Raw genomic sequence first — 6,364 nt, 5'->3', positions numbered from 1 at the left:
CCGCGCCCGAGCAGGCCGCCCCGGCACCCGCTCCCCAGGCTCCGGGCCCGGACACCCCGAACGGTCGCGGCTGACGGATCGGCTCCGACGCGCGACGTCCACAGAACGGCGCTGAGGCCCGCTCCCTGACCAGGGGGGCGGGCCTCAGTCGTCGATTCCACGGTCAGATCACCGCGGAGCCCCGGATCAGCGCGGCGCCATGCGCAGCGCGCCGTCCATGCGGAAGCTCTCGCCGTTGAGGTAGTCCTGCTCGACGATCGCGTTCGCCAGCTGGGCGTAGTCCGACGGGCGTCCGAGACGCGAGGGGAACGGGATCGAGGCCTCGAGGGTCTTCTGGAACTCCTCGGTCAGGCCCCGCAGCATCGGGGTCTCGATCGTGCCCGGGGCGATGGTGTTGACGCGGATACCGAACTGGGCGAGGTCGCGGGCCGCACAGATGCCCATCGAGTACACGCCGCCCTTGGACGCGGCGTAGGCGATCTGGCCCACCTGGCCCTCGTAAGCGGCCACGGAGGCGGTGTTGATGATGACGCCGCGCTGGCCGTCGGAGTCGACCGTGTCCTGGGTGGACATCGCCTCGGCGGCGAGACGCAGCACGTTGAACGTGCCGACCAGGTTCACCGAGATGCAGGTCTGGAACAGGTCCAGGGGGTGCACGCCCTTCTTGGACACGATGCGGGCGGCCGGGGCGATGCCCGCGCAGTTGACCACCACGCGCAGAGGGGCGGCCTCGGTGGCCTTGGCGATGGCGGCCTTGACGTCGTCCTCGCTGGTGACATCGGCGGCGAGGAGCGTGATCCCCTCATCGATGCCCTGCTCGACGGCCTTGTCGATGGACTGCTGCAGGTCGAGGCCGAAGACGATCGCCCCCTTCTCGGCGAACGAACGAGCGGTGGCGTTGCCCAGACCGGAGGCGGCGCCGGTGACGATGACGGAAGCACCCTTGATGTCCACGGGCGATGTCCTTTCTCTCTAGGAGGCGAGCACTAGGAGGTGCAAGCACTTACCGGCCCAGTGTTCCAGAACCGTGTTCAGCGCACGTCGAAGGCCGGGCTCTCCCCCCGCACGGGGAACAGTCGACCGTCGAGGCCGCGGCCCGAGGCGGTGTACACCACCCGGTACTCACCGGCCGGGGTGCCCGGCGGGATGTCCCAGGTGATGAGGGCGTTGGTCACCGTGAGCAGCCCCTCGAACACGATCATGGTGGACCAGTCGCCGTCGTCGTGGACCCGGATCCACCGACCGCCGTCCCGGCGCTCCACGGCGAGGTAGGTCTCACCCCGTCGAAGGTCGGAGTTGGGGTTCGTACCGCAGAACCGCACCGTGACCCGCTGACCCGTCCGATAGTCGGGCAGGGGAGGGTCCAGCACGTCCCCGAAGTTCCGCAGCGGCGCCGGGGTGTCGACGAGCGGGTTGCCCAGCGGGGAGACGGGGATCTGTCCGGTGAGGTCCCGCTCGGGGGTTCCCGGGTCCAGCGGCGCCCCGGCCCGCATCGACCGAGCGAGGTCGGCGGCGATCTGCTGGATGGCGGGCAGTGTCCACGGTCCGAAGGCGGTGGCGCCGCCCTCGTAGTTCTGGGCCGAGTACTCCTCCGGGGTCGTGACGTAGTGCCCGTAGGCGTTGGAGTACCCCTGCACGGTGACGTGGTCCTCGGGGACGGCGAGCTCGGCGGCCAGTGTCCGACGCAGGCGTAGGCCAGCCACGACGGTCGGCTCGAAACCCAGGCTGAACAGGTAGTGCCCACCCAGTCGGACGAGGTGGAACGGATAGACGCGCTGGATGGCGTGCGGCACCAGGCCCACGGGCAGGAGTATGTCCTTCGCGCCGTGCGCCTCTCGTAACCAGGCGGGGATCACGACCTCGGAGATGGCTCTGACCGCGGGGTTCCCACCCCGGTCCCCTTCGGTGAAGGGCAGTTCCTCGGCGCCCCCTCCGTCCTCCTGGCTGCCCGCGGCGAACGCCGCGCCGAGCGCTGCGACGGCGGTTCGGTGGGTGCGGCCGTCGCCGGTGAACTCCGGCCGCACCTCGACCATCGACATGTCGACCCAGCGGTGACGGACGTCGATGCCACCCCCGAGCGGGCGGACGTCCCGGCCCACCTGGTCGCGTGCGGCGGCGAACTGTCGTTCGCCGTTGATACGGGTGTTGAGCCACTCGTCCGGAGTCGGCCCCCGCCCGGGCTGGAGGTCGAGGTTGGGACTCACGTCGCCGGGGTTCGTCTGGGCGAACGCGGTCACCAGGGCCGGGGTTCCGCCGGCCAGATAGTCCTGGCCCGCGGCCTCGCGCTCCCAGAACCAGGCTGCGTATCCCTTGTTGTCCGACGAGGAGAGCCTGTTGGACGTGGTCATGGAGGTCGCGTGCGAGGCGAACCAGTTGATCACCCCGACCAGGTTCCCGCCCCGGGTGACCTGCAGGGACTGCGACCGGGGGTCGATTCCGGTGGGGAAGTGGGCACGCTCCTCGGCGGGGTCCCGGTCGAACGACCCGCGGGAGCGGTTGACGCCGGCGTCGTGCAAGTGGCCCGTCGTGACCCCGACGTCCGACGGCGCGAGGTCGTGATGCGCCATGCGGACCGCGTCGACGATCCCGGCGCAGTTGGCGTCGAAGGTGACGGGCCGGAAGCCGAGCATCGAGAGGTCGACCATGGGGTGACCGGACGTCCCGCCGGGGGCGGAATGGGTGTGCGTGGCCGTGATGACCACATTTCCCTCGTGGTAGGCGTCGCCGAACTCGGCGGCGAGGCGTCGGAGGACCTCCTGCTGGATGGACTGGAAGACCAGCCCGATCTCGGCGGTGACGTGGAGGAACCTGGGTGACGACGGGGAGTCGGCGAAGACGAACGCCCGGGCCCGCTGACGCAGGTGAAGCCCCACGGAGTGCTGCTCGGTGTCGGCGTAGCCGTTCATCCCCGCCCCCAGGGACTCCCCGGTCATGTCGCCGATGCCCCGGCCCACGTACATCCGGGTGGACTGCGCGGAGGCGACCGCGGGGAGGACGGAGCGCAAGGCGGTGACCCCCCCGAGGGCTGCCGCCGCGCCGAGGACGGTGCGGCGCCCGACGCCGTGGCGCGTGGTGACGTGGTGTGACATCGACATCGGGCTCCCGGGTCCGCGGTGCAGGTGACGTCGGTCACCTCTGGTGCAGTCAGGCTACCCAACTGGACACTTGACCGGAAACCCGGTCGGGATGAACGGGAACGGGCCCCCGCGCCCTGCGCGGAGGCCCGTCACTCGGGTCGTGTGGTCAGCTCTTGGCGGCGGCGTAGCGCTCCGCGACGTCCGCCCAGTTCACGACGTTCCACCAGGCCTTGACGTAGTCCGGCTTGACGTTCTTGTACTGGAGGTAGAAGGCGTGCTCCCACATGTCCAGCATGAGCAGCGGGGTCATGTTGATCGAGATGTTGCCCTGCTGGTCGGTCAGCTGCTGGATGATCAGGCGCTGGCCGATGTGGTCCCATCCCAGGACCGCCCAGCCGGAACCCTGCAGGGTGGTGGCGGCGGCGTTGAAGTGGGCCTGGAACTTGTCGAAGGACCCGAACTCGGCGTCGATGGCGGAGGCCAGCTCGCCCTCGGGCTTGTCGCCACCGTCGGGCGACATGTTCTGCCAGAACACCGAGTGGTTGGTGTGGCCGCCGAGGTGGAAGGCGAGATTCTTGCTGAGCAGCGGGGCCTTGGTGGAGATGGTGCCGTCCTCGCGCGCCGCGGCTAACTGCTCGAGCGCGTCGTTGGCGCCCTTGACGTAGGTGGCGTGGTGCTTGGAGTGGTGGAGCTCCATGATCTCGGCGGAGATGTGCGGCTCCAGCGCGCCGTAGTCATAGGCGAGGTCGGGAAGAACGTACTCGGCCATAGCGGTGAGTCCTCTCAGTTGGGTGACGGGCCGCGCCTGGGTCCGGCCCATGGTGCCCGTCACGACGTCCGGTTCCCACCATAGTGATCGCGCACCGGTGGTGTCGCCCACCAGCGGAGCTGTCGGGCGATCGCCCGCCCTGCCTGCCATGATCGAGGGCGTGGATCATCAAGATTCGACCTCTCTCCGCGTCATCTCCGTCTCCGCGGTGGTGGTGAGGCGTCCGGACGGGTCGGTGGTGACCGTGCGCAAGAAGGGCACGGACCGATTCATGCTCCCCGGGGGGAAGTGGGAGCCGGGTGAGGCCCCGCTGGACTGCGCGGTCCGCGAGCTCGACGAGGAACTGGGCGTGCCTCTCGCTCCGGAACGGCTGACCCCGCTCGGACGCTTCGACACCGCGGCGGCGAACGAGCCCGGGTTCAGATTGGTCTCCGAGGTGTTCACCGTGGAGACCGACCTGCCTGTGGAGCCCCGGGCGGAGATCGCCGAGGCGCGCTGGCTGACGCCGACGGAGCTGCGGACCGTGGCGGTTCTCCGAGAGGATGAGTGTGCACCATGGGCCCCGCTCCTGGTCAGGGTGGTGCGTGAAGGGTTGTGGTGGGGCCGCGGCTCAGAGAGCGACGATCGCGACGAGCGCGAGGAGCAGTAGCGCGGCGGTCACCACCGTCACGGCGATGTTCCGGTGACTGACGTGGTCACTGGACCCCGACCCCTCGAAGGGCTGGGAGGAACCACGGTCGAGGATGTCGCGCAGCTGCTGTGCGGCGGGCTTTGAAGCGGTCACGTCGAGCTCCCCACTGGTCGATCCTCCGCCCACCCTAGCGCGGACTATGGTATTCGTCACATCACGTCCGGATCACATCTCTCCCCCGGGGTTACCCTGGCTGCATGGGCTGGTTACAGGACGCGATACGACACTCGACGATGCGGACCGCGACCGAGGTGATCGACGCCGACTCGGCACTGCCGGGCAGGCCCGACCCGGTCGCGGTGGCGCCGACCAACATCGTCACCGGCAACCCGATGGTGCCCCCGTTCCCCGACGGGCACGAGTCGATCGTGCTGGGGATGGGGTGCTTCTGGGGGGCGGAGAAGATCCTCTGGCAGCTCGACGGGGTGTGGACCACCGCGGTCGGGTACGCGGGCGGATGGACGCCCAATCCCACCTACGAGGAGACCTGCACGGGCGCGACGGGGCACACCGAGGCGGTTCTCGTGGTGTTCGATCCCGAGGTCCTGCCCGTCGAGCGGCTCCTCGCCACGTTCTTCGAATGGCACGACCCCACCCAGGGCATGAGGCAGGGCAACGACCGGGGAACGCAGTACCGATCTGCCGTGTTCACCACCACGACCGCTCAGCTGGACACGGCCCGGCGTGTGGCGGCCGCCTATCAGAAGGAACTCGACGCCGCGGGGTACGGCCCTCTGACCACCGAATTCGGGTTGCTCAGTGAAGTCCGGTCCGGCGAGTTCGCCTACGCCGAGGACTACCACCAGCAGTACCTGATCAAGAACCCCGGTGGATACGACTGCCACGTCCGCAGCGGAGTGGCCTGCCCGATCTGAGGCCGCCCGTTCTCTGGGACTGTGAGGCCGCCGGTGCTCAGAGGCATGCGGAAGGGGACATGCGGAAGGGCCCTGCCCGGGAGTGATCCCGGGCAGGGCCCTTCTCGTCGATGCGGCGTCAGATCGCTCTGACGTCAGCTCACATCGGGGTGATGTTCTCCGCCTGCAGGCCCTTGGCGCCCTGCGCGACGTCGAAGGAGACCTGCTGGTTCTCCTCGAGCGAGCGGTAGCCCGAGCCGTTGATGGCGGAGAAGTGCGCGAAGACGTCGGCGGAGCCGTCGTCGGGGGCGATGAAGCCGAAGCCCTTGTCGGCGTTGAACCACTTCACGGTACCGGTAGCCATAGTGGCGTCCTTTCGAGAGTCGGTACCCCGCTTGTCGGGATACCAGATGATGCAGCAGAGAGCGTGCTGTGTGTTTCCCTGCGGTGCCGCATCGTTCTCTCTCAAGAACGGTGGATCTACAGAAATACAACGTACGTTTTCAACTACTGCGCAGAACCCTACAGCCTGAGAGGCGGTCCGTCACCCCCACGGGGTGTCCGGCAGGTGAATTCGCCGTTCCACCTCGGTTCCGGCCCGCTCGGTCGACCCGCCGGGGACGACACTGGGTGGGTGTACTCCGATCTGACGAGTGAACTCGACTCCATCCTGGGCGATCTCGCACCCGGCCGCGCGACGAGGGCGCGGGACGTGGAGCGTGTGCACCCGACCCACCGCCGGGGCGCTGAGAACCTCGTCGACTACGCGAGCCTGCGCCGACACGACCTCCGGGATCTGCAGGACCGACTGCTCGACGTGGGCGTCTCCCCTCTGGTCGGTTGTGAGGACGACGTGGAGGCGGCTCTCCGGGCCGCGCGGGCCGCGTTGGCCGCGCTCGAGGGGCAGGACCCGTCGCGGTTCGCGGATCGCAAGACCACCGCTCAGGCCCGCTCCGCCGGGGACGCGGCGCTG

Annotated in this window: 7 protein-coding genes and 1 pseudogene; 3 read left to right on the top strand and 5 right to left on the bottom strand. The window is 69.1% G+C overall.

The window, feature by feature from the left end; translation table 11 throughout:
* Positions 1-186: 186 nt before the first annotated feature.
* From G6019_RS12565 to G6019_RS12555, 3 genes are all read right to left on the bottom strand, one after another.
* Complete coding sequence (locus G6019_RS12565; protein WP_107755440.1) at positions 187-954, bottom strand: SDR family NAD(P)-dependent oxidoreductase; 768 nt, start codon at positions 952-954, stop codon at positions 187-189.
* A 77-nt stretch (positions 955-1,031) separates the two neighbouring features.
* Positions 1,032-3,089: a neutral/alkaline non-lysosomal ceramidase N-terminal domain-containing protein gene (locus G6019_RS12560; RefSeq protein ID WP_241726025.1), complete on the bottom strand. Its 2,058-nt coding sequence runs from the start codon at positions 3,087-3,089 to the stop codon at positions 1,032-1,034.
* 154 nt (positions 3,090-3,243) lie between these two features.
* On the bottom strand, positions 3,244-3,846 hold the full coding sequence (locus G6019_RS12555) for a superoxide dismutase (RefSeq protein WP_031265000.1): 603 nt from the start codon (positions 3,844-3,846) through the stop codon (positions 3,244-3,246).
* Positions 3,847-3,994: 148 nt separating this feature from the next.
* Here G6019_RS12555 and G6019_RS12550 point away from each other — a divergent pair, with 148 nt between their 5' ends.
* Positions 3,995-4,495 carry an NUDIX hydrolase gene (locus G6019_RS12550; protein WP_107755441.1) on the top strand — a complete coding sequence of 167 codons (501 nt, stop codon included), beginning with the start codon at positions 3,995-3,997 and terminating at the stop codon, positions 4,493-4,495.
* Here the strand turns inward: G6019_RS12550 and G6019_RS12545 are convergent.
* Positions 4,457-4,630, bottom strand: a complete 174-nt coding sequence (locus G6019_RS12545; protein WP_156607051.1) for a hypothetical protein — start codon at positions 4,628-4,630, stop codon at positions 4,457-4,459. The genes G6019_RS12550 and G6019_RS12545 overlap by 39 nt on opposite strands.
* A 104-nt stretch (positions 4,631-4,734) precedes the next feature.
* Here G6019_RS12545 and msrA point away from each other — a divergent pair, with 104 nt between their 5' ends.
* Positions 4,735-5,412 carry a peptide-methionine (S)-S-oxide reductase MsrA gene (gene msrA, locus G6019_RS12540; RefSeq protein WP_107755443.1) on the top strand — a complete coding sequence of 226 codons (678 nt, stop codon included), beginning with the start codon at positions 4,735-4,737 and terminating at the stop codon, positions 5,410-5,412.
* A gap of 139 nt (positions 5,413-5,551) precedes the next feature.
* Here the strand turns inward: msrA and G6019_RS12535 are convergent, their stop codons facing one another.
* Positions 5,552-5,755 (bottom strand): cold-shock protein, encoded by a 204-nt coding sequence (locus tag G6019_RS12535; RefSeq protein WP_017837502.1) that lies wholly within the window; start codon positions 5,753-5,755, stop codon positions 5,552-5,554.
* 270 nt (positions 5,756-6,025) lie between these two features.
* Between G6019_RS12535 and G6019_RS12530 the strand changes: the two are divergent.
* A pseudogene (locus G6019_RS12530) lies at positions 6,026-6,364 on the top strand (pyruvate kinase); the annotation flags it as partial.

The sequence above is a fragment of the Dietzia sp. DQ12-76 genome (assembly GCF_014145045.1).
Taxonomy (GTDB): domain Bacteria; phylum Actinomycetota; class Actinomycetes; order Mycobacteriales; family Mycobacteriaceae; genus Dietzia.
This window is presented reverse-complemented; position numbering and strand designations above follow the sequence as displayed.